We start from the raw sequence: 19,011 nt of genomic DNA, 5'->3' as shown, positions 1-19,011 counted from the left end.
TCTATTCGGGCGGCAGCATGCCCTTGAGCATGCCTTGGCCCGTGGATTCCAGCACCGCGCGCCAGAGATCGGAATAAATGTTCAGCTTGCGGCGCGTTTGGGTGACCAGTTGCAGAGGCAGATGCACATAGCGGTCCTGCAGTTTGGCCACCACCATGTCCGTACGCCCGGCCATGGCCGCATGCACCGCGTACTGGCCCAGAAAGCCGCAGTAAACCTTGTCGTTGGCGTTAGCCGGTACGGAGCGGATGATGTAGCTGGGGTCGATGTATTTGATGGAATGCTCCATCTGGCGGGCGTTGAGATAGGTATTGATTTCCTTGCGCAAAAGGTCGGCCACTTCGCCCAGCACGGGATTGCCTGAGGCGTCGGTGCCCGCGCTGTGCTTCAGCAGATGCTGACCCGCGCCCTCGGCCGCCACAATGACCGCATGCCCTCTGGACCGCAGGCGTTCTTCCAGGGCGGGCAGCAGGCCGCCTTCCCCCTCCAGGGTGAAAGGCGCTTCCGGAATCAGCACGAAGTTCACTTCCTTGAGGGCCAGCGTGGCCCGCGCGGCGATGAAGCCGGACTCCCGGCCCATGAGTTTGACCAGACCGATGCCGTTGGGCGTGCCGCAGGCTTCGGTATGGGCGCACTCAATAGCCTCGGTTGCCTTGAATACGGCGGTTTCAAAACCAAACGACTGGGGGATGAAATTAATGTCGTTGTCAATGGTTTTGGGAATGCCGATCACCGCGATCTTCAGGCCCCGGTTCTGCACTTCCCGGCTGATGGAAAGCGCCGCCTTCATGGTGCCGTCGCCGCCGATGACGAAAAGGGCGTTGACGTTGCAGCGCTCAAGGGTGTCCACGATTTCCTCGGGCGACTGCGGCCCGCGCGACGAGCCCAGAATGGTGCCGCCGAAGCGATGGATGTCGGCCACCACGTCCGGGGTCAGCTCCCGCAGGGCGTGCCGGTACTTGGGGATGAAACCTTCCAGGCCGTAGGGAATGCCCACAATGGAAGGCACATTGTAGGCGTGGTAGGCCTCCATGACGATGGCGCGGATCACGTCGTTGATGCCGGGGCACAGGCCGCCGCAGGTGACGATGGCGCACTTGGCGCGGGAAGAGTCGAAATAGAGCTTTTTGCGTGGTCCTGCCGCCTCGAAACAGACGCAGCAGGCCTCTCCGTTGTGTTCGCTCAGTTCCTCGTCCACAAAAATCTGAATACGTTTGTCGTCGGCCCAGGTGCGGTAGGGCAGATGCGATTCCAGCTTGCAGGGCCCTAGGGTGCGGATGCTTGTATCCAGCGCGCATTCTTCCATGATCTGCCTCATAAAAAAGTAAAAACGCTATTTGCTCAGGCCCAGTTCCGCGGCCTTGCCGTGCATGGCTTCAATGGACAGAGCCAGAAAATCGTCCAATTCCAGCCCGGCGTCGGCGCACTGGCGGATATTGTCGCGGTTCACGCTGGCGGCAAAGGCTTTGTCCTTCATCTTTTTCTTGATGCTTTTGGGCTCCATGCCCTCCAGGCCGGTGGGGCGCATGCGCGCCGCCGCGCCAATGAGCCCCGTGACCGTCTCGCCGCAACGCAGGGCGTAATCAAAGCGGCATTGCGGAGCAGTGCCGTTCATTTCGCCGTTATGAGCGCGGATAGCGGCCAGAGCCTCTTCCGGCAGCTTGCCGATCAGCATGGTCGCGCTTTCCAGGCCATGTCGTTCAGGCGCTTCAGCGGTGGTGGGATAGTCCAGGTCGTGCAGCAGCCCGGTCAGGCCCCAAAGATCCTCATCCTCGCCGAAACGGCGCGCCAGAGACCGCATAATGGCCTCCGCGGCCAAAGCGTGCTGCAGCAACGATACCGGCGTGCCCTGGTCCGCCAGCAGCTTCAGAGCTTCGTCTCGTTCAATCATCATCAGGCCCCCTTTATGCTCTAAATGTAAAACAGGGGCGCAACGATGGCAAGGCGAGACGGCAAGATTGAGAAAGGCCGGGGTCTCAAAAGATATGGGGATGCCGAGACCGTGTCCGCGCGTTTGCCTGCCGCCTTCTCCTCCGCGCGGGGCAGCGACAGATGACCGGATAAGCTTAAACGAAGCGCACCGCGACCCGCCGCTGTTGACAGCAGGGGCAATATGGCCGAAAAGCAATGTCTTAGACACATTCTTCTGACGTTTTACCGCAGTGATGCTTATGCCCATATTTGGTATTAAATTTCGTGAGCTCGGGCAGACGAGCTACTATTCCGGCCCGCCGGAGCTCAAGCGCGGCGACCATGTTCTGATTGAGGCCGATCAGGGCCTGACCCTGGCCGAGGTTGTTTCCGGCCCGCTTGAGGGCCTGCCCGGCATGGAAGAGCAGGACCTGCCCGATATTCTGCGCCAGGCGGGCTCCACGGATCTGGAAACCGGCAGGGAAAACGATGCACTGGCCCGAGAGGCCACGGCCTATTGCCGCCAGTGCATCCGCGACCGCCGTCTGGACATGAAGCTGGTGGACGTGGAGGTCTTTTTTGATCGCAGCAAGCTGATCTTTTACTTCACGGCGCCCGCGCGCATTGACTTCCGCGATCTGGTGAAGGATCTGGTGCGAGAATACCGCGCCCGCATTGAGCTGCGCCAGATCGGCGTCCGTCATGAAACCCAGATGGTGGGCGCGGTGGGCAATTGCGGCATGGTCTGCTGTTGCCGTCGCTATTTGCGCAAGTTCGCCCCGGTGACCATCTGTATGGCCAAGGAGCAGAACCTTTTTCTCAATCCGGCCAAAATTTCCGGCATCTGCGGTCGGCTGCTCTGCTGCCTTTCCTATGAGCAGGAAAATTACGACCATTTCCACCGCCATTGCCCGCGCCTGGGCAAGAAATACCAGACCGACCGGGGAGGCATGAAGGTGCTGCGGGCCAATATGTTCCGCAATTCCCTGTCCGTGATCACGGAAAATAACGAGGAGCTGGAACTGAGCCTGGACGAATGGCAGGCTCTCGCTCCCCACCGGCCCGAGCCCCAGCAGCAGGGCGGCCAACCCAAGCCGACCGCCAAGCCTCGGCAGGGGGACGGTTTGCTGGTGGTTTCCGTGACGCCCGACACGGTGGAAGACCCTGGTCTGTTTGATGACCTGCTGCCTCCGGACGAAAGCCGGGCCCATGAGGACGGGCAGGCTGCTGAGCGGCCGGATACGGCGAATTTTGCGGAAAACCGGGAAGAGAAGGGCGGCGCGCCCGCCGGACCAGCCGGGCCATCGGGAGCCGGCGAAGCGGGCAAAGGCCGCCGCAAGCGTCGGCGCAAGCCTGCGCAACGCCCGGAAAACGAATAGCGTATTTGGGTTCAAGTCAACAGCACGGAGCCTTGTGTGAAAAGTTTTTTCATCACCACGCCCATTTACTACGTCAATGCCAATCCCCATCTGGGGCACGCTTACACCACCATTGTGGCGGATTCCCTGGCCCGCTTCCATAAACTGCTGGGCGAGGACACGCTCTTCCTGACTGGCACGGACGAGCACGGCGACAAGATCGTGCAGGCCGCCGAAAAACAGGGACAGACTCCCAAGGAATTCGTGGACGATATCAGCGGCCGTTTCCGGGCGCTCTGGCCGCAACTGGGCATTGCCAATGACCGTTTCGTGCGCACTACGGACGAGGCGCACAAGCGCACGGTGCAGGACTTTCTGCAAAAAGTGTATGACGCCGGCGACATCTATTTCGGCGAGTTCGGCGGCCATTACTGTTACGGCTGTGAACGCTTCTACACGGAAAAGGAGCTGGAAAACGGCCTCTGCCCCCAGCATCTGACCAAGCCGGAATTCATCAGCGAAAAGAATTACTTCTTCCGCATGTCCAAATATCTGCCCTGGCTGCGGGAGTATATCAGCCAGCATCCGGATTTTATCCGGCCCGAGCGCTACCGCTCGGAAGTGCTGGCCATGCTGGAATCAGGCGCGCTGGAGGATCTGTGCATCTCCCGCCCGAAAACGCGTCTGACCTGGGGCATTGAGTTGCCGTTTGACAAGAATTACGTCTGCTACGTCTGGTTCGACGCCCTGATCAACTACATCAGCGCTCTGGGCTGGCCTGACGGGGCCGAATACGTCCGTTACTGGCCCGGCGAACATCTGGTGGCGAAAGACATCCTCAAGCCGCACGCCGTATTCTGGCCCACCATGCTCAAGGCCGCCGGCCTGCCGTTGTACAAGCACCTCAATGTGCACGGCTACTGGCTTTCGCGGGATACCAAGATGTCCAAATCTCTGGGGAATGTGGTGGACCCCCTGGAGACGGGCCGACGTTTCGGGCTGGACGCCTTCCGCTACTTCCTGTTGCGCGAGATGCACTTCGGCTCGGACGCCAGTTTCAGCGAGGAATCCCTGATCGGCAGGATCAACGCTGACTTGGCCAACGACCTGGGCAATCTTTTCAGCCGGGTGCTCTCCATGACAGCCAAATACTTCGGTAGTTGCGTGCCCCAGCCCAAACAGCGCGAGCCGGAAGACGAGGCCATGGTGGAACTGTGCGCCACGGCCATGCGCAATTTCTCCCAGTTGTTCGGCAACGTGCAGTTCGCCCAAGCTCTGGAGTCGCTCTGGGAGCTGGTGCGGGCCCTGAACAAATATGTGGACAGCCAGGCCCCCTGGGCCCTGCACAAGCAGGGCAATATGGAGCGGCTGGCCACGGTCATGTACATTCTGCTGGCGGCCATGCGCAAAGTTGCGCTCTGCCTCTGGCCGGTCATGCCCGCCGCGTCCCGCCGGATGCTGGAACAATTGGGCCAGCCCGTGGAAGAGGGGTTGCCCCCGGTGCCCAACCTGGATGATGAAATCATTTGCTTCGGCGGGCTGTCAGCTGGCACGCAGGTGTCGGCAACGTCCAATCTTTTCCCGCGCATCGACGTGAAGAAAAATACCGACGCGGACGGGGACAAGGCGCCCGCGCCGAAGGTTAAAGAAAAACATAAAGAAAAGAAAGCGGACAAGCCCGCCGAGGCCAAAGCCGCAGCTCTCGCGCCCGCCGCAACAGCGGGGCGGCCCGAGGTGGACTTTGATCACTTTAAGGCTCTGGACCTGCGGGTGGGCACGGTACGCGTGGCGGAACGGCATCCCAACGCGGACCGTATTCTCCGTCTGGAAATCGATTTCGGGGAAGGGCAGTTGCGCCAGATCCTTTCAGGACTGGCGGAATATTACGCCCCCGATGATCTGGTGGGCAAACAGGTCTGCGCCGTGCTGAATCTGGCGCCGCGCAAGATCCGGGGCCTGATGTCCCACGGCATGGTGCTTACCGCCCAAGGCGGGGACGAGCTCAGCCTGCTGGCTGTGGCCAAGGCCGTTCCCGACGGCAGCGAAATCGCCTAGAACCTTTTTGACACTACGTTCTTTTGCCCGCTGGCTTTGTTGAACTTCGCCTTTTATTCCGGTCGAGTACCATAAGAAGTACACTCCCTGCATAAAAGGCTCGTTCTCCTTGCCAGCGAACAAAATCCCAGTAGTGTCAGGAGGCCCTAGCAAAGAAAAAAAGCGGATCTTAGTCGCGTTTCTGCTCCTTGCGGAAAAGAAACTCCAGAGCTTCCGCGTCCACAGGCGTAAGGTTGAAACGCATGCCCGCTTCGTCCAGCAGGCTGGACAGGCTTTTGTGGGGGTCGCGTTTGTGTTCCTCATTCAGATAGGCAATAGCTTTGCGCACAAGTTCGCTCTGGGGCATGATGGTCGGCATCGGGGTATCCTCACTTTTTCTGTTAGATAGCCACGACGCGGCTTTTTGGCAATGCCACGTTGTAAACGACTGTGCCACGGCCGGATCGAAAAGCAGCGGACTGCCGCGCAGCGCGGCGGGCCGCCCGGAGACCCAATATGGATAATCTGCTCACCGCCCTTATTCTGAGCATCGTGGAAGGCCTGACTGAATTTCTGCCGGTCTCCTCCTCGGGGCATCTGATTCTTGTGGGCGATCTGCTTAATTTTGTAGGAGAGCGGGCCGCCACCTTTGAGGTTGTGATTCAACTCGGGGCCATTATGGCCGTGGTGGTGCTGTACTGGAAACGCTTCTGGGGCCTGGTCCAGCCGCAGCCCTACGTGCGCTTCGCGGGCATGCGCGGCATCTGGCTGCTGGTCCTCACCTCGCTGCCCGCCTGCGTGATGGGCCTGTTGTTCCACTCCCTGATCAAGGAATATCTGTTCCGGCCTTCCACCGTGCTTATCGCCTTGGTGGTGGGGGCCGTGTGCATGATTCTTGTGGAACGGCGCAAGCATAAGCCCACCTGCATCAGCCTGGACGACATGACGCCGCGTCTGGCCCTGGGCATCGGCTGTTTCCAGTGCCTGGCCCTCTGGCCCGGTTTTTCGCGCTCGGCGGCCACTATCATGGGCGGCATGCTGCTGGGGGCCAAGCGGCCGCTGGCGGCGGAATATTCCTTTATCGCGGCGGTGCCCATCATGGTGGCCGCCACGGGCTTTGACATGCTGAAGAATCTCAGCCTGTTCACCTCGGCGGACATTCCCTTTTTCGCGGTGGGCATAGTGGGCTCCTTTATTTCCGCCCTGTTGGCGGTCAAAGTTTTCGTGGCCCTGGTGGGGCGGATGACCCTGGTGCCCTTTGCCGTCTATCGTTTGCTGCTCGCGCCCTTTGTCTATTATTTTATGGTTAATTGACGGATGGTACAAAAAGCGCTTGCCAAGCCCAGGCAAATTGTATAAAGAATTCGACGCGCCACTATGGGGGCGCAATACGGCAAGGTAGCTCAGTTGGTCAGAGCATGCGGTTCATACCCGCAGTGTCGGGGGTTCAAATCCCTCCCTTGCTACCAAATTTCGTCCTGAACAGGATAGAAAAAACCCTGAACAGCATAATTGTTCAGGGTTTTTTCTATCCTGTTGCCGACCACCGGGAAAAACTCCGCAATCCTCCCGGCGATAAGCGTGTATGGTCTGTGGGCCTATCCTCGTGACCGGAGGGCAGGGCAACTTCCATGGAAAACCCTCGCCCCAAGGGTCTTGCGCCGCTATAAAACACAAGGCCCCTGGCGTTTCCGCGCCGAACTTCCCTCGCGTTCAGAAAGCCTTTGACAGCTGGATAAAAGTGGTGTTGTTTGGGTGGATTAACATAAAAAATATCCGCTGGGCGGCCGCGAGAACGGACGCCATATCCGCCCGCGCGTCAGCCTTATCGGCGCGGCTTGCCTGAACCGCTTGTGGACAGCGTCCGCACAATTCCCGCACAGGAAGATGCCATGCTTTCCCGCGCCCGCTATATTTTGCTCAATGCCTACCATATCCTGATTGACGGGCTTTTTGACGCGGTTCCCATTCTGCTCGCTTTTATGGTCATTTCCTTTGGCGAAGGCGAAAAAGCGGTGGGTCTGATCGTCTCCGTGGGCACCGCCGCGGGTACGGCAGCCGGTCTGGGCACGTTGCTTCTGTCCCGGAAACTGGGCTTCATGCAGACCATCACCCTGGTGACAGCCGTGTGCGGGGCCGGATTTTGCGCGGCCACCTTCTCCGGCAACATCGTGGTCGCCGGCCTGTGCTTTATCCTGGCCGTGGCGGGCTACAACGTCTTTCATAATATTGCCTTTTCCTATCTTACGCTGCACACCGAAAGACGCCGCCTGGGCAGAGTCATGAGCGATTTCACCGCCATCGGCGATGTGGGCAGAATCCCCCTGGTTTCCCTGGCGGCCTTTGCCGCCGCATATTCATTCGGGGGCTTTCCGGGCTGGAGGGTCGTCTGCATCACATACGGGGCGGCGGCGCTCGCTGCCGCGCTCTGGCTCTTTTTTTCCTGCCGGGGCGAACGCCCCGAAACAAGGGAGGAAGCCTACGGAGGCAGAAGCTTTCCCGCGTTCGGTATCTTCAAGGACAGGGAAATATTCCTGGCCATGCTTGCCAGCATTCTGAACGCGTTCAGCAACGATCGAATATTCACGTTTCTGCCCTTGCTGCTGATCGGCAAGGGGGTGGACCCTAAAATCATCGGTTCCTTCGCCCTGGGGTTTTCGGTGGGCTCTTTTCTCGGCAAGATGGCCTGCGGCCGCTTTGTGGACAGTTTCGGACCGCGAAAGGTTTTCGTGGCCGCCGAACTGCTGCTGACGGTCCTGCTCTGTGCCCTGATCATGGCGGACCAGCTTGTCCTCATCGTTAGCATCGCCTTGCTGCTCGGCATTGTGACCAAGGGCACCGTTCCGGTCATCCAGGCCATCATCACCGAACCCGTACGGGATGCCGCCTCCTACGGCGACGTGTTCTCCATCAATTCCTTTCTGCGCGGCATAACCAACATGCTGACCCCGCTTCTTTTCGGCTTCCTGGCCTCCGCCTGGAGCATGAATGCCATCTATGCGATCATGGCGGTGGTGGCGGCGGTGGCCGCCGTGCCGGTTCTATTGATGCGCAGGTTCGATTCCGCCCGTTGAGCAGCGTCGCTCATGGTGAGGTTGTAAAAAAATATTTCAAGTTTTCCATAAAGAAAAATTTGCCGCAAAACGGGATGTGTGCTTGTGTCGCTGAAAAATCCGGATAGCCTGCTGCGATCTCTTCCGCCCGACTGCTGGTCAAAAATTATGCATGTGTAAAATTTTCATTCAGTTTCTAGAAAAAATTCCGTCCCCTTATGCCCCGGAAACCATATGGCGGGCCGCAATCCGCACGCCGCGCGGCCTGGGTCTTCATTGTCATCCGTAAAAGGATAGGCTATGATTACCAACTTAACAAAATGCCCAGTTTGGAGGAGCAGGAAATATGACTGAGGAAAAAATAGAAAGCCCCGCGCAGGAAGAAGCCACTGAAGATTTCGCCGCCATGCTGGCGGCGCACAGCGCTTCTTCCGGCCGTTTGCAGCCGGGCCAGAAGGTCAGCGGCACCGTCATTGCCATCACCGGCGACAGCGTCTTTGTGGATATGGGCATCAAGGTGGACGGCATCATGGAGCGCAAGGACATTCTGGATGCCGAGGGCAAGGAAAGCGCGGGACCTGGCGACAGCGTGGAAGCCTGGGTCATTGCTGTCTCCCCGCAGGAAATCCGCCTGTCCCGCTCCATGAGCGGCAGCGGGGTGGCCGCGCTGGAAGAGGCCCGCGACGCCGCCCTGCCGGTGGACGGCAGGGTGACCGCCGTTTGTAAGGGCGGTTACACGGTGGAAGTGCTGGGCAAGACGGCTTTCTGTCCCGGCAGCCAGATGGACGCTTCCTCGGGCGACGCCGACTCCCTGGTGGGGCGCGGCATGCAGTTCCTGATCATCCGGGTTGAAAACCGGGGCCGGAACGTCGTGGTTTCGCGGCGTGCGCTGCTGGAACGCGAGCGCCAGGAAAATCTGGACAAACTGCTGGAAACCCTCAAGGAAGGCGACACCGTGGAAGGGCGGATCACCCGCTTGGCTCCCTTCGGCGCGTTCATGGAGCTGGCTCCGGCGGTGGAAGGCATGATCCATCTTTCCGAGCTGTCCTGGTCCCGCGTGGGCGCGGCGGACGAAGCGGTGTCCCCCGGCGACCTTGTCCGGGTCAAGGTGCTCGGCATCAGCAAAAACGACAAGGGCCAGATCCGAATTTCTCTTTCGCGCAAGCAGGCCGAGGGCGATCCCTGGCTGGATGCCCCGGAACGCTTGAGCGCGGGCGCCGTGGTGCAGGGCAAGGTGGTGCGCCTGGCTCCCTTTGGCGCTTTCGTCGAGCTGCTGCCAGGCGTGGAAGGCCTGATTCATGTTTCCGAAATGTCCTGGGCCAAGCGGGTTAACAAGCCCGAGGAAGTGCTCAGCGCGGGCGAGACCGTCTCCGTCAAGATCAAGGACGTCAACACCGAGACGCGGCGCATTGCCTTGAGCCTGCGCGACGCCGAGGGCGACCCCTGGCAGGACGCGGCCCAGCGCTTTGCCGTGGGCTCCACGGTGACCGGCACGGTGGAAAGTCGCACCCAGTATGGCCTGTTTGTGACCCTGGCCCCCGGCATCACCGGTCTGCTGCCCGCAGGCGTGATCAAGAACGCCAAAAACGCCGCTCAGTTCAGCAAGCTGGATAAGGACGACAACGTGACCCTGATTGTTCAAAATCTGGACAGTGCCGCTCGCCGCATCAGCTTGGCCCCGGAAGGCTCCGAAGCCGTCGCGTCCGCCGAGGACAAAGCCTGGAAGCAGCATGCCTCCGCCGGGTCGCCCTCTTCCGGCAACGGAATGGGCATTATGGCACAGGCTTTGCAAAAGGCCATGCAAAAAAAGTAACGAGGAGTGGTTCCATGATTGTAAAAAAATACCTCGCCGCACTGCTTACCGTGGCCTTCCTGGCCTCGGCACAGCTTTCGCAGGCGGCGGATCTGCCCGACTTCAGCGAGCTGGCGGCGAAAAGCGGCCCGGCTGTGGTCAATATAGGCACGGAACGCAAGGCCTCCGGGGGCGGCCCTGAAGATTTCTTCGGTGAAATGTTCCGCAATATGCCCCCCGGCTTTGAAAAGTTTTTTGACCAGTTCGGCGGCAAAGGGCGCGGCGGCAAGCGGCCCCAGCAGAAGCAGAAATCGCTGGGTTCCGGTTTTCTCGTGTCCGCTGACGGCTACATTGTGACCAACAACCACGTGGTGGCCGACGCCGATGTGATCCACGTCACTCTGGATGAAGACAACGGCAAAAGCGAAACCCTCAAGGCCACGCTGATCGGTTCCGATGAGGAAACCGACCTGGCCCTGCTGAAAGTGGACGCCAAAAAGCCCCTGCCGTTCCTGACCTTCGGCGATTCCGACGCGCTCAAGGTGGGTGAATGGCTGCTGGCCATCGGCAATCCCTTCGGCCTGGACCACACTGTGACCGCGGGTATCCTTTCGGCCAAGGGCCGCAATATCCGTTCCGGGCCGTTTGACAACTTCCTCCAGACCGACGCCTCCATCAACCCCGGCAACAGCGGTGGTCCGCTGCTGAATATGGCCGGTCAGGTGGTGGGCATCAACACGGCCATCATCGCCAGCGGCCAGGGTATCGGCTTTGCCATTCCCAGCAATATGGCCGCCAAGATTATCAATCAGATCAAGAGCGGCAAAAAGATCAGCCGCGGCTGGATCGGCGTGAGCATCCAGGACATGGATGAAAACACCGCCAAGGCTCTGGGCATGAAAGAGCCCTCGGGTGCCCTGGTGGGCAGCGTCATGGAAAATGAGCCCGCCGCCAAGGGCGGCGTGCAGGACGGCGACGTGATCATCGCCGTGGACAAGAAGGATGTCGAAGACGCCGCGGCGCTGCTGCGCGCCATTGCCGACAAGGCCCCGGGCAGCACCGCTGTGCTGACCGTGTGGCGCGACGGCAAGAACTTCGACCTCAAGGTGACGCTGGGCGAACGCAAGAGCGGCCAGAACGACGGTCGTCCCGGCATGGGCCAGAAGCAGCAGGACGAAGGCCTTCTGGGCCTCTCGGTGCGCCCCCTCAAGGAGGAGGAACGCCGCGAGATGAAGTTCAGCAAGGATGAAGGCCTGCTGATTGTGGACGTCGATCCCGACAAGCCCGCCGCTGAAGCGGATCTGCGTCCCGGCGACGTGATCCTCAAGGCCAACCTGAAGCCCGTGAACAGCGGGGAAGCCCTTTCCAAGATCGTCAAAGAAGTGGGCGTGAAGCGCGGGGCCATTATGCTGCAGATTGAACGGCGCGGAGATGTGTACTTCCGCACCATCCCCCTCGGCAAGTAAGCGCCCTTCCAATGACAACCAGGGCTGTCTCCCAGTGAGACAGCCCTTTTTTGTATGGAGAAAACCCCCCGCTAGGCGGGGGGTTCTAAAAAGCTTACAGCTTTGCCCATGTCAGTAAAACTCCTTTTGATTTGTTAAAAAGTCTCGCGGTCTGGCAACTGCGAGTCAACAAATCAAAAGGAGGTCACGATGGGTGACGCCAAAAGTTTAGCCCACACAAGGTGGAACTGCAAATATTACATTGTTTTTGCGCCTAAATATCGCCGCCAGGTGTTCTATGGTGAAAAGAAGCGCGCCATTGGCGAAATTCTGCGCAAGTTGTGCGAATGGAAGGATGTAAAAATAGTGGAGGCAGAATGTTGCCCAGACCACATCCACATGCTGCTTGAGATTCCCCCCAAAATGAGTGTGTCGAGTTTTATGGGCTATCTAAAGGGTAAGAGTAGTCTCATGATCTATGAACAATTTGGGGATTTGAAGTTCAAATACCGCAATCGAGAATTTTGGTGCCGTGGGTATTACGTCGATACAGTGGGCAAGAATAAGGCCAAGATTCAGGATTACATCAAGCATCAGCTGGAGTCGGATAAACTTGGCGATCAGTTGAGCCTACCCTACCCAAGGAGCCCGTTTACGGGCCGCAAGTAACAGAAATGCAAATGTCAGATCGCAAGAGCGCCTGCTAGGGCGCAGCTGGTAAGAAAGCCTTACAGGCGCATATGAAGAACCCCCGGCTATGCCGGGGGGTTCCTTTTATCCATGCGTAAAAAAATGCGGGGAAAGGCAAAGGTCCGTTTGAGCGCTCGCCCAAGGATTGCAGCGCGCTTCGTTCCGGCGTAGAGATAACGTATCTATGCCGGAGGTTCTTTATGGCTGTTGTCCATTGCGACGCGGGGCATTTGCCCGCTCCTGAAAAGCTGGAACGCATCCCCGCGCTGATGAGCGCCTATTACACCGAATTTCCCAATCCCAAGATCCCGGCTCAGCGCGTGTCGTTCGGCACTTCCGGGCATCGCGGCTCATCGGTGCTGCATACCTTCAACGAAGAGCATATTTACGCCATCACTCAGGCCGTCTGCGACTACCGCAAAGCCAAGGGCGTTGACGGCCCGCTTTTTCTGGGCGGGGATACGCATGCCCTGTCCGAGGCTGCCTTCCGCTCGGCCCTGGAAGTGCTGGTGGCCAACGGCGTGAGTGTGCGCATCGCCAGAAACGGCGAGTTTACCGCAACCCCAGCCGTCTCGCACGCCATCTTGCGCTGGAACGCCGGACGGAGCAGCGGTCTGGCCGACGGCATTATTATCACCCCATCTCATAACCCGCCGCGCGACGGCGGCTTCAAATACAATCCTCCGCACGGCGGGCCGGCCGAAACCGAAGTCACGGCCTGGATTGAAAAAAGCGCCAACGCCTATCTGGACAGCGGCAACCGCAACGTCCAGCTCGTGCATTTGCGCGCGGCGCAGAGATCCTCCCTGGTGGAGGAGTACGACTTTACCCGCGCCTATGTGGAAGATCTGCCCAAGGTGTTGGACATGAAGGCCATTGCCGCTTCCGGCCTCAAGCTGGGCGTGGACCCTTTGGGCGGGGCCAGCCTGCCGCTTTGGGAACCCATTGCCGAGACCTATGGCCTGGACCTGACCGTGGTCAACAAGGAGGTGGACCCCACCTTCCGTTTTGTGCCCTGCGACAAAGACGGCTTAATCCGCATGGATTGTTCCTCGCCCTATGCCATGAGTCGCCTGCTGGAGATACGCGACGACTTTGATCTGGCCTTTGCCTGCGATCCGGATTCCGACCGCCACGGCATTGTGACCCGCCAGGAACTGATGAACCCCAATCACTATTTGACTGTGGCGGCTTGGCATCTTTTCCGTACCCGTACGGGCTGGCCAAAGGATTGCGGCATCGGCAAAACCCTGGTGACCAGCGCCATGCTGGACAGAGTGGGGAAGGAGCTGGGGCGGCCCGTGGTGGAAGTGCCCGTGGGCTTCAAGTGGTTTGTGCCCTATCTGCTCAACGGGCGGTGCGGCCTGGGCTGCGAGGAGAGCGCCGGGGCTTCCTTCCTCTGTTTTGACGGCTCCCCCTGGAGCACGGACAAGGACGGCCCCTTGATGTGCCTTCTGGCCGCTGAGATCATGGCCAAGGAACAGGCATCTCCCAGTGAAATCTACCAAAAGCTGACCGAAAAGCTCGGCGCACCGGTCTATCAGCGTCTGGACGCGCCCGCCGACGACCGCACCCGCGCGCTGCTCAAGGCTTTGACGCCGGAGAGCGTGCATCTGAAAACCTTGGGAGGCTCGCCGGTGACCAGTGTGCTGACCCGTGCGCCCGGCAATGACGCGCCCATCGGCGGGGTCAAAGTCAGCAGCGAAGACGGCTGGTTTGCCGTGCGCCCTTCAGGTACGGAAGCCATCTGCAAGGTTTATACTGAAAGTTTCAAAGGCGAAGCCCAGCTCTGCGCTCTGCAAAAGGACGCCATCGACTTTTTGGAACGCCAGCTGAAAAAAGAAGGGTAGGGCATGGTGAAAAGCGGGGACGGGCAGGCCTGCCACAGCAACTTTCGTGTCGGCATGTTTCCGCGCGTTTTGTGGGCCGCTGTCTGCGCTTTTTTCTGCATCATGGACCTAAATGAAATCCGGAATGCATTCCACGATCCGCAATACCAGTGGCTGTTCGGCAGTGAGGCTGTCAGCGGTCTGCCGTGGTATCATTCGCGTGCGGTCTATGTGAGCTGCATGGCCGGAGAGGTTCTCTGGTATCTCGTGGGGATGGGACTGAGCCTCAACGCCAAGAGGCCACGCCTTTTCCAGATCCATCTGGTCCTCTCGGCGCTTTGGGTCATCGGCATTGCGCAATACGCCCAGCAATAGGGCAGTTGACGCATTGCATGCGCGATGTCTGCAAATCCTTGCCACGAAGCGCGTAGGCGGGTTTGCTCGCCGTAAACGAGCATTTCAAGTGTTAAATTGTCCTGGAGCAGGGCGGTTACACTTGGGACGGCAAGCCGACGCTTTGCCTGAGACCGGCCACTTCTCCGGGGGCCAATGCCCTGGCAGCGCCCGGCTTAAGGCTGCCCAAAGCCAATGGCCCCTGAGCCACGCGGCGCAGACGCAGAATAGTCAGGCCCAGATCCCGGCACATGCGCCGTATCTGGCGATTGACGCCTTGGCGTAATACCATGCGCAACAGGGTATTGCCGTTCTCAGCCGTTTTCGCTTCCACATCCACCGGCAGCAAGGCTTGGCCTTCGTCCAGGCGCATGCCCCGGCGCATGACCGCCAGAGCCGTTTCCGGCACAGACCCGCGAATCAGCACCTCATAGGTCTTGGGCTGGTGATGCCGGGGATGAGTAAGCCGTTGGGCCAGTTCGCCGTCATTGGTCAGCAGCAGCAGGCCTTCTGAAAAATAATCCAGGCGTCCCACGGGATAGAGCCGCAGATGACGCACCTCGGGCGGCAGATATGCCATGACCGTGGGCCGCCCCTCGGGATCATTCACCGTGCAGACCGTCTGCACGGGTTTGTGCAGCAACAGATAATAATATTCTTGAGCGGCGGCGAGCTCCCGGTCATTGACCGCGATGCGATCACCGGGCAGTACACGCCGGGCCGGATTTTCCTCCAGAGTGCCGTTGATCCGTACCTGACCCGCAAGAATAAGCTCGTCGGCCTTGCGCCGTGAGCACAGACCGGCGGCGGCAATGGCCTTGTTCAGGCGCACGCCGTTTGTCACATAGTCCCTGGTTGCACTTTCCGGCGGCGCGCTTGCGGCGCGGCGAACATCAGCCCGGTCGGCGGCATGCGTGCGCGGCGCCTGTGACGGGCGTCGTGTGGAGACGGTGTGAGGCCTTGATTTTCCGAACATGAATGGCTCCTGGCTGGCTTGTGAGGGCATCGTGCTGGAAGAGGGGGACCGCGTCAAGCGCGATTCCCTGATTCGCCGCTTGGGAATCAAAAGTTTACATAATTATCATTATGGGACATTTATCTCAATTTACGTCGACCTAGGGAAGGGCTCGTCTCCACCTCTGAAGACGTAGATCGCCCGCACCCACATCTTCGGGATGAACTGCCGGGATGGTCGGGGCCGGGGCTTGCCGACAAGGCGGCTCTGACGTACAACACAAACCGGTCTTGTGTTCCAATCCCAAGGAGTTTTCATGGGCTTTGCCAACAGCACCTGCAGTTTTACCCGGTTCCGTATTCTGGACCCCGTGTCCTCCGAGCTCTGGCAGCAGATTCCAGATAAGCTCAAGCAATCCGCCTTTCGCGACATTGACGATATCCCTGAAATGCAGGCTCAGGGCTGGGTCAGCTTTGAGGATATGCTGGATTCGGAATGGGCCGCCGCACCGCCTCAGAAAGGAGCTTATATCGTCTTTTCCCTGCGCCTGGACATGCGGCGCATTCCGGCGGGCGTGGTGAAAAAGCATCTGGCCCTGGCCCTGCGCCAGGAAAAAGAGCGTATGCGCGAACAGAACAAGACCTTTATCTCCCGTGAACGCAAAAAGGAACTCAAGGAGCAGGTCATGCTGCGCCTGCGTCAGCGTTTCCTGCCGGTGCCGGGCGAATTCAACGTGCTTTGGGCCACGGACAAAAATGAAGTCTGGTTCGCCTCCACACAGAATAAGATGATCGACCTCTTCATGGAGGAATTTCTGAAAACCTTTGAGTTGCATCTGGAGCAACTGACGCCGTATAATCTGGCGGCCGCCATGCTGGACGAGGAAAGCCTCATCCGTCTGGACCAGCTTGAAGCAACCCAATTCGCGCTGCTCACCTAGTGTCTGATTGCAAAATTTCGAGCATGATTATGCTCTCAATTTTAGCAGGATCGTCCGCGAAAAACCCTGGTTTTTCGTGGACTCACGGCGGCTTTACCGTGTCTAATTTTTCAAATTGGACACTAGCAGGGAGAACTCTATAAAATGAATATGCCCATTTCCGGCGAATCCACCGACAGTATTCTGGGGCAGGAATTTCTGACCTGGCTCTGGTACCAGAGCGATACCGCGCCCGGCGCTTTCACGGACAGCGAAGGCTCGCCTTTTGCCGTTTCCATGGAACAGCGCATCGTGGTTCAGGGCGGTGAAGGCGACGCCAAGGAAACCGCCTCGGTTTCCGGCTCGCTTTCACCCCTGCGCGAGGCGCGCTTCGGCCTGGGCACGGGCAAGAAGGTCAGCCGGGCCCTGATCCGCCTGGAAAAAGAAGAACTGGCTTTTCAGCTCACGCTCAAGGCCGAGGACTTCGGCTTGGGCAGCCTCAAGACGCCCAAACTGGACAAGGGCGACAGCGATGACGATCCCGACGCCCTGCTGCTGGAAAAATTTTATCTGATGGAGGTCTGCGTCGGCCTGCTGGACTCTCTGTACGCCCGCTTTCTCAAGCTGCGCCTTTCGCCGGAGTGGCAAAAGGAAGTGGCGGATATGCGCCAGTGGCTGACGCGGACGGAGTAAGCCGCCCTTCCCTCTATGAGTCAGTCCCCTTCCCCTGTCCGCGGCCGTCGGGGCCGCATCGCGGCCATTGCCCTGAGAGCCGCCAGAAAAACCCTCTGGATGTTACTGGTGCTCTGGGGCATCACCCTGATCTCCTTCTGGGTCATCCATCTGGCCCCCGGCTCACCGACGGACATGGAAACCACCCTGAACCCCCTGGCGGGCGAAGCGGCACGCCAGCGGCTGGAAGCGCTCTACGGCCTGGATCGCCCCCTCTATATTCAGTACGGGGACTGGCTGCTGCGCCTGCTGCATTTTGATTTCGGCAATTCCATGTCCGCGGACGCGCGGCCCGTGCTGGACAAAATTCTGGAACGCTTGCCCCTGACCGTGTCCATGAATGTGATTTCCCTGGTGCTGACCCTGATCATCGCCATTCCCGTGGGCATACTCTCGGCCTGCAAGCGTAACTCCTTGCTGGACCGCAGCGTGACCGTGCTGGTCTTTCTGGGTTTCGCCATGCCCTCCTTCTGGCTGGCCCTGCTGTTGATGATGTTCTTCGGCATCGATCTTCAGTGGCTGCCTATTTCCGGCCTGACGTCTATGGATTACGCCAGCCTGAGCCCTTGGGGGAAACTCTGTGATCTGGCCCGGCATCTGGCGCTGCCCATTCTGGTCTACACCATCGGCGGTCTGGCCGGCATGTCGCGCTATATGCGCGCCTGCATGCTGGAAGTGCTGCGCCAGGATTACATCCTCACGGCCAAAGCCAAAGGTTTGCCGCCGAGCCTGATCATCCGGCGACACGCCCTGCGCAACGCCCTGCTGCCGGTCATCACCCTGCTGGGCCTTTCCGTGCCGGGACTCATCGGCGGCAGCGTGATCATTGAATCCATTTTCGCCCTGCCCGGCCTGGGGCAGCTCTTTTACTCGGCGGTCATGGCCCGCGACTACACTATGATCATGGGCAATCTGGTGCTGGGCGCGGTGCTCACCCTGGCGGGCAATCTTCTGGCCGACGTCTGTTACGGCTTGGCCGACCCGCGAATCCGCGCCTCCGGGGAGCAGAACTGATGCTGCCCGCCGCCGTAAAGCGCTTGCTCGGGCGCAACCTCATGCTTACCCTGGGCCTGGGCATTGTGCTGTTCATGTCTCTGGCGGCCCTCTGCGCCCCGCTGATCGCGCCCTATCCGTCCACGGCCCAGCATCTGGACAACATTCTGGAACCGCCCTCCTCCCGTTTCTGGCTGGGCACCGACCGTCTGGGGCGGGATGTCTTTTCCCGCCTGCTCTACGGGGGGCGCGTGTCTCTCTGGGTGGGCTTCGTGGCCGTGGGCATCTCCATCAGCATCGGTACGGTGCTGGGCCTGATCAGCGGCTACTTCCGGCGCTGGGTGGATGAAGCCATTATGCGCATGGTGGACATCATGCTCTGCTTCCCCTCCTTTTTCCTGATCCTGGCGGTCATTGCCTTTCTGGAGCCCGACCTTACCAATATCATGGTTGTCATAGGCCTGACCTCCTGGATGGGCGTAACCCGTCTGGTGCGCGCCGAGGCCCTCAGCCTGCGCGAACGCGAATTTGTGGCCGCCGCACGCTTGGCGGGCAGCCCCACCCGGCGGATTTTATTCCGCCATATTCTGCCCAATGCCCTCGCGCCGGTGCTGATCACCGCCACTCTCGGCGTGGCCGGAGCCATTCTGGTGGAGTCGAGCCTGAGTTTTCTGGGACTGGGCGTACAGCCACCCACGGCCAGCTGGGGCAATATGCTCATGGAAGGCAAAACCGTCATCGAAAACGCGCCCTGGCTCTCGGTTTATCCGGGCCTGGCTATTCTGATCACTGTACTCGGTTATAATCTTCTGGGTGAAAGCCTGCGCGATCTGCTGGACCCGCGTCTCAAGCAATAGTCCTTTTGCCTTGGGCAACCTGTTTTGTTAGTATGAATGCGGCGGCATAG

At 59.6% G+C, this 19,011-nt stretch carries 17 protein-coding genes and 1 tRNA gene; 14 read left to right on the top strand and 4 right to left on the bottom strand.

Annotation, left to right across the window (positions count from 1 at the left end; translation table 11 throughout):
• Position 1 precedes the first annotated feature (1 nt).
• Positions 2 to 1,306, bottom strand: coding sequence for an ATP-dependent 6-phosphofructokinase (locus tag AXF13_RS06240; protein ID WP_062254755.1), 1,305 nt, complete (start codon positions 1,304 to 1,306; stop codon positions 2 to 4).
• 27 nt (positions 1,307 to 1,333) lie between these two features.
• A complete protein-coding gene (locus AXF13_RS06235; RefSeq protein WP_062254753.1) occupies positions 1,334 to 1,891 on the bottom strand; it encodes an HD domain-containing protein in 558 nt (185 codons plus the stop codon).
• Between the two features lie 280 nt (positions 1,892 to 2,171).
• Here AXF13_RS06235 and AXF13_RS06230 point away from each other — a divergent pair, with 280 nt between their 5' ends.
• Together AXF13_RS06230 and metG are read left to right on the top strand one after the other, a co-directional pair.
• Positions 2,172 to 3,290: a PSP1 domain-containing protein gene (locus tag AXF13_RS06230; protein ID WP_062252067.1), complete on the top strand. Its 1,119-nt coding sequence runs from the start codon at positions 2,172 to 2,174 to the stop codon at positions 3,288 to 3,290.
• A 36-nt stretch (positions 3,291 to 3,326) separates the two neighbouring features.
• On the top strand, positions 3,327 to 5,324 hold the full coding sequence (gene metG, locus AXF13_RS06225; RefSeq protein WP_008683986.1) for a methionine--tRNA ligase: 1,998 nt from the start codon (positions 3,327 to 3,329) through the stop codon (positions 5,322 to 5,324).
• Positions 5,325 to 5,493: 169 nt separating this feature from the next.
• Here metG and AXF13_RS06220 read toward each other — a convergent pair whose 3' ends face one another.
• Entirely contained in the window at positions 5,494 to 5,682 is a 189-nt protein-coding gene (locus AXF13_RS06220; RefSeq protein ID WP_008683987.1) for a hypothetical protein, read from the bottom strand.
• A gap of 137 nt (positions 5,683 to 5,819) precedes the next feature.
• Between AXF13_RS06220 and AXF13_RS06215 the strand changes: the two genes are divergently transcribed.
• From AXF13_RS06215 to AXF13_RS06180, 8 genes are all read left to right on the top strand, one after another.
• Positions 5,820 to 6,617: an undecaprenyl-diphosphate phosphatase gene (locus tag AXF13_RS06215; protein WP_008683989.1), complete on the top strand. Its 798-nt coding sequence runs from the start codon at positions 5,820 to 5,822 to the stop codon at positions 6,615 to 6,617.
• Positions 6,618 to 6,695: 78 nt separating this feature from the next.
• A tRNA-Met gene (locus AXF13_RS06210) sits at positions 6,696 to 6,772 on the top strand.
• Positions 6,773 to 7,195: 423 nt separating this feature from the next.
• Positions 7,196 to 8,377, top strand: a complete 1,182-nt coding sequence (locus AXF13_RS06205; RefSeq protein ID WP_062252066.1) for an MFS transporter — start codon at positions 7,196 to 7,198, stop codon at positions 8,375 to 8,377.
• A gap of 325 nt (positions 8,378 to 8,702) precedes the next feature.
• Positions 8,703 to 10,169 carry a 30S ribosomal protein S1 gene (locus AXF13_RS06200; RefSeq protein WP_062252065.1) on the top strand — a complete coding sequence of 489 codons (1,467 nt, stop codon included), beginning with the start codon at positions 8,703 to 8,705 and terminating at the stop codon, positions 10,167 to 10,169.
• Positions 10,170 to 10,183: 14 nt separating this feature from the next.
• The gene (locus AXF13_RS06195) at positions 10,184 to 11,614 is read left to right on the top strand and encodes a DegQ family serine endoprotease (RefSeq protein WP_062252064.1); all 1,431 of its coding nucleotides are present in this window, start codon (positions 10,184 to 10,186) and stop codon (positions 11,612 to 11,614) included.
• 189 nt (positions 11,615 to 11,803) lie between these two features.
• The gene (gene tnpA / locus AXF13_RS06190) at positions 11,804 to 12,262 is read left to right on the top strand and encodes an IS200/IS605 family transposase (RefSeq protein ID WP_062252063.1); all 459 of its coding nucleotides are present in this window, start codon (positions 11,804 to 11,806) and stop codon (positions 12,260 to 12,262) included.
• Between the two features lie 221 nt (positions 12,263 to 12,483).
• On the top strand, positions 12,484 to 14,133 hold the full coding sequence (locus tag AXF13_RS06185) for a phosphoglucomutase (protein WP_062252062.1): 1,650 nt from the start codon (positions 12,484 to 12,486) through the stop codon (positions 14,131 to 14,133).
• A 3-nt stretch (positions 14,134 to 14,136) separates the two neighbouring features.
• Positions 14,137 to 14,487 (top strand): hypothetical protein, encoded by a 351-nt coding sequence (locus tag AXF13_RS06180; RefSeq protein ID WP_062252061.1) that lies wholly within the window; start codon positions 14,137 to 14,139, stop codon positions 14,485 to 14,487.
• A gap of 115 nt (positions 14,488 to 14,602) precedes the next feature.
• Here AXF13_RS06180 and AXF13_RS06175 read toward each other — a convergent pair whose 3' ends face one another.
• Positions 14,603 to 15,481 (bottom strand): pseudouridine synthase, encoded by an 879-nt coding sequence (locus tag AXF13_RS06175; protein WP_083521976.1) that lies wholly within the window; start codon positions 15,479 to 15,481, stop codon positions 14,603 to 14,605.
• A gap of 295 nt (positions 15,482 to 15,776) precedes the next feature.
• On the opposite strand from AXF13_RS06175, the gene rdgC reads away from it, so the two are divergent.
• From rdgC to AXF13_RS06155, 4 genes are all read left to right on the top strand, one after another.
• Positions 15,777 to 16,400, top strand: coding sequence for a recombination-associated protein RdgC (gene rdgC, locus AXF13_RS06170; protein WP_062252060.1), 624 nt, complete (start codon positions 15,777 to 15,779; stop codon positions 16,398 to 16,400).
• A 144-nt stretch (positions 16,401 to 16,544) separates the two neighbouring features.
• Positions 16,545 to 17,072, top strand: a complete 528-nt coding sequence (locus tag AXF13_RS06165) for a hypothetical protein (RefSeq protein WP_062252059.1) — start codon at positions 16,545 to 16,547, stop codon at positions 17,070 to 17,072.
• A gap of 15 nt (positions 17,073 to 17,087) precedes the next feature.
• Positions 17,088 to 18,125, top strand: coding sequence for an ABC transporter permease (locus AXF13_RS06160; RefSeq protein WP_062252058.1), 1,038 nt, complete (start codon positions 17,088 to 17,090; stop codon positions 18,123 to 18,125).
• Positions 18,125 to 18,961: an ABC transporter permease gene (locus tag AXF13_RS06155; protein WP_062252057.1), complete on the top strand. Its 837-nt coding sequence runs from the start codon at positions 18,125 to 18,127 to the stop codon at positions 18,959 to 18,961. The genes AXF13_RS06160 and AXF13_RS06155 overlap by 1 nt, the downstream gene beginning before the upstream one ends.
• Positions 18,962 to 19,011 lie beyond the last annotated feature (50 nt).

Origin of the sequence: Desulfovibrio fairfieldensis (assembly GCF_001553605.1) — a bacterium.
In the GTDB taxonomy this organism is placed as follows: Bacteria; Desulfobacterota; Desulfovibrionia; order Desulfovibrionales; family Desulfovibrionaceae; genus Desulfovibrio; species Desulfovibrio fairfieldensis.
The sequence above is the reverse complement of the archived record's forward strand: the minus strand, read 5'-3'. Positions and strand labels throughout refer to the sequence as shown.

What these genes read in the sequence shown, in the direction of transcription:
- AXF13_RS06240 (WP_062254755.1), bottom strand. Translation starts at nt 1,306, where the DNA reads ATGGAAGAATGCGCGCTGGATACAAGCATCCGCACCCTAGGGCCCTGC.
- AXF13_RS06235 (WP_062254753.1), bottom strand. Translation starts at nt 1,891, where the DNA reads ATGATTGAACGAGACGAAGCTCTGAAGCTGCTGGCGGACCAGGGCACG.
- AXF13_RS06230 (WP_062252067.1), top strand. Translation starts at nt 2,172, where the DNA reads ATGCCCATATTTGGTATTAAATTTCGTGAGCTCGGGCAGACGAGCTAC.
- AXF13_RS06220 (WP_008683987.1), bottom strand. Translation starts at nt 5,682, where the DNA reads ATGCCGACCATCATGCCCCAGAGCGAACTTGTGCGCAAAGCTATTGCC.
- AXF13_RS06215 (WP_008683989.1), top strand. Translation starts at nt 5,820, where the DNA reads ATGGATAATCTGCTCACCGCCCTTATTCTGAGCATCGTGGAAGGCCTG.
- AXF13_RS06205 (WP_062252066.1), top strand. Translation starts at nt 7,196, where the DNA reads ATGCTTTCCCGCGCCCGCTATATTTTGCTCAATGCCTACCATATCCTG.
- AXF13_RS06200 (WP_062252065.1), top strand. Translation starts at nt 8,703, where the DNA reads ATGACTGAGGAAAAAATAGAAAGCCCCGCGCAGGAAGAAGCCACTGAA.
- AXF13_RS06195 (WP_062252064.1), top strand. Translation starts at nt 10,184, where the DNA reads ATGATTGTAAAAAAATACCTCGCCGCACTGCTTACCGTGGCCTTCCTG.
- tnpA (WP_062252063.1), top strand. Translation starts at nt 11,804, where the DNA reads ATGGGTGACGCCAAAAGTTTAGCCCACACAAGGTGGAACTGCAAATAT.
- AXF13_RS06185 (WP_062252062.1), top strand. Translation starts at nt 12,484, where the DNA reads ATGGCTGTTGTCCATTGCGACGCGGGGCATTTGCCCGCTCCTGAAAAG.
- AXF13_RS06180 (WP_062252061.1), top strand. Translation starts at nt 14,137, where the DNA reads ATGGTGAAAAGCGGGGACGGGCAGGCCTGCCACAGCAACTTTCGTGTC.
- AXF13_RS06175 (WP_083521976.1), bottom strand. Translation starts at nt 15,481, where the DNA reads ATGTTCGGAAAATCAAGGCCTCACACCGTCTCCACACGACGCCCGTCA.
- rdgC (WP_062252060.1), top strand. Translation starts at nt 15,777, where the DNA reads ATGGGCTTTGCCAACAGCACCTGCAGTTTTACCCGGTTCCGTATTCTG.
- AXF13_RS06165 (WP_062252059.1), top strand. Translation starts at nt 16,545, where the DNA reads ATGAATATGCCCATTTCCGGCGAATCCACCGACAGTATTCTGGGGCAG.
- AXF13_RS06160 (WP_062252058.1), top strand. Translation starts at nt 17,088, where the DNA reads ATGAGTCAGTCCCCTTCCCCTGTCCGCGGCCGTCGGGGCCGCATCGCG.
- AXF13_RS06155 (WP_062252057.1), top strand. Translation starts at nt 18,125, where the DNA reads ATGCTGCCCGCCGCCGTAAAGCGCTTGCTCGGGCGCAACCTCATGCTT.